Below are 2,288 nucleotides of genomic sequence, written 5' to 3'. Positions count from 1 at the left end.
AATGTCAGGGGGGCAGGACGCGGACGGGTTCCGGCAGCGATGCCGCGCACACCCCGCCGCCCGGCCTGTGTGCCGGTGCTCGCGGCGCCGTCCGCGCGCAGGACCTGCCCGGTGATGTACGCGGCGCCTTGCGAGGGCAGGAGGCGGCCTTCGGCGGCGATCTCGTCCGGGGGCTCATGCGGCCGGACGAGATCCCGTCGGCGGTAGGTGGGCTTTTGGTACTGTTGGGATATCGAACTCTACCGTCGAACGCCGAGCCAGCAGCGCTCCCGCGATACCGTCAACGCCTTGGTAGAAGCTGCCGCGCAGGTGTTCCATCGCGAGGGCGCTACAGCGACGACCAATCGAATCGCCGATCGAGCGGGGGTGTCGATCGGTACCCTTTACCAGTACTTCCCGAACAAGGAATCACTGCTGCAAGTTCTCGCCGAACGGCATCTTCGTGACGTCGATGTAGTGCTGGACGAGGTGACCAGCCGGTTGCGCCGCGAAGCTCTTCCGTTTGATGAAACGATGTGCGGTCTGCTTGAGGCAGCTGTTTCGCTGCATGATGACTGGCCAGGACTGCATGATGTTCTTCACCGCCTCGGTCCCCGCACCGTGCGCGACCTGGAAGTGCTGCGTGCGATAGAGGGGCGCTTGGCCGAGGACATCAGCTTTCACCTTGCCCGGTGCGGCCGGGGCGGTAGCTCCGCGCCTCTGGCAGCGCAGACGATTGTTGCCACAGTCGATGCTCTGATCCACCGGGTCATGACGGCGCAAGGGTTCGACCTTCAGATGCTGATGGCGAGTGTCACTGCGCTGGCGCCACCGACCGGACAACGTTGATCAGAGTGGCCCTGAGCTTCCTGAAACCTGGCTCCTCGACCGGAAAGTGACCGCAGTTTTCCAGCATCACCAGATCGGTGGGTCCTGCGATCTTCTGCAGGAAGCGGATGTTCAGCTCTGCAGGAGTCCACAAGTCGGCAGTGGGTGCGGCAAGCGTGAGAGGTGCACCACGGTATGCCTGCGGCGGGGTATGCACGTAGCGGATGATGCTGGAGAGGAAGCCCAGCGGCATATGGATACCACCGCCGCGGGGATCTGTCGCACACAGCCGGGACAACTGGGGATCGTTACTCATGTTGTCCATGTCTTCGAACCAGCGGGCCGGCAGCCGCAGCCGGCCGAGAACGGACGCGACTACAGGAAGTACGTAAGGGGCTGTGACTCCCATCCAGGAGTAGCGGATGGCGGTGGCGCGCATGGCAGTGTCAGACAGATCGATGAGGTTGGTTACGAGCACAGCAGCGACGTCTCTGGTCCGCGCTGACACCTCGTAAGCAAGCATGCCGCCCATGCTGAGACCGAACAGGAGGATCGGTCGAGGGTCGGCGGCCCGTTCGGCTCGGACCAGGTCACACAGCAGATCGACAAAGTCGTCGTAGCGGACTCCCGCAGGGTCAGGAGTGACGGTGTCGCCGTACATCGGGAGATCCGGTGCGATCAGTTCCAGATCATCGGATGCGTCCGGCGCGGCGAGGGGCCACAGCGCTTGAGAGTGGCCCCCGGCACCGTGGATGATCATTACGCGTACTGGGGCGTCGGGAGCGACGGAGCGGTTGACGTGTATGCGGGTGTCCCGCCACTGCCACCACGTGCTGGTGGGCGCTACAAGGTTCTTCGTGTGCTCGGCGGGCAGGAAACCAGCGTATTCGAGGTAGTTCATGCCCTCACTTTCACGTCGACTTGCCGCCTTTTGCAACTCGCTTCTGCATAGTCTCTGAGCTGCAGTTATGGGGGTCTACTCAACTTCCGAGCGCTCTCAACGCACGCTGTTGGCCGTTGCCGGTGGTTTCGTTGGCCGCGGTGATGATGCGGGCGCTGATCAGTCGGAGCCTGCGGCACAGGCCGGAGAATCGGGTGCCGGTGTGAATGTCAGTCGCCGCATAGGCATTTGCCCTTATTCTGCCAGGTTGGGCACTCCTGCTCAACTCGCTCGTACGTGCTGGGCGGCTCGTCAGGAAACCAGGAGACGATCTCTGCGGTAAGTGGGCCTGCGGACATAAGAGCTCGTAGTGCGATCATGAGTGGGTCTTCTTGAGGCGTCGGTAGCAGATGAGGCTGCAGGCGAGGGAGACGAAGGCGTCGTGGAGTTCGGTACGTCGTTCCCATCGGACGGCGAGGCGTTTGAAGTGGTGGAGCAGGGCGAAGGTCTGCTCGACGACGTAGCGGAGCTTGCCGATGCTCTTGATGTTGGGTGATCCCTTGCGCGAGATGACAGGCAGGATCCGGCGCTCGCGCAGCGC

The 2,288-nt window shown here is 63.1% G+C and carries 2 protein-coding genes and 1 pseudogene; 1 reads left to right on the top strand and 2 read right to left on the bottom strand.

Annotated elements, in window-relative coordinates; genetic code table 11:
* The first annotated feature begins 288 nt into the window (after window positions 1–288).
* Window positions 289–828: a TetR/AcrR family transcriptional regulator gene (locus ACFTZC_RS41895; RefSeq protein ID WP_382899355.1), complete on the top strand. Its 540-nt coding sequence runs from the start codon at window positions 289–291 to the stop codon at window positions 826–828.
* Here ACFTZC_RS41895 and ACFTZC_RS41890 read toward each other — a convergent pair.
* Window positions 794–1,708 (bottom strand): alpha/beta hydrolase, encoded by a 915-nt coding sequence (locus ACFTZC_RS41890; protein WP_382899353.1) that lies wholly within the window; start codon window positions 1,706–1,708, stop codon window positions 794–796. The two genes, ACFTZC_RS41895 and ACFTZC_RS41890, sit on opposite strands and share 35 nt — an antisense overlap.
* Window positions 1,709–2,063: 355 nt before the next feature.
* A pseudogene (locus tag ACFTZC_RS41885) lies at window positions 2,064–2,288 on the bottom strand (IS5/IS1182 family transposase); the annotation flags it as partial.

Origin of the sequence: Streptomyces sp. NPDC056987, from assembly GCF_042673865.1 — a bacterium.
Taxonomy (GTDB): Bacteria; Actinomycetota; Actinomycetes; order Streptomycetales; family Streptomycetaceae; genus Streptomyces.
Note: the sequence above shows the minus strand (reverse complement) of the source record. Positions and strands in the feature narration are given on the sequence as shown.

What these genes read in the sequence shown, in the direction of transcription:
- ACFTZC_RS41890 (WP_382899353.1), bottom strand. Translation starts at nt 1,708, where the DNA reads ATGAACTACCTCGAATACGCTGGTTTCCTGCCCGCCGAGCACACGAAG.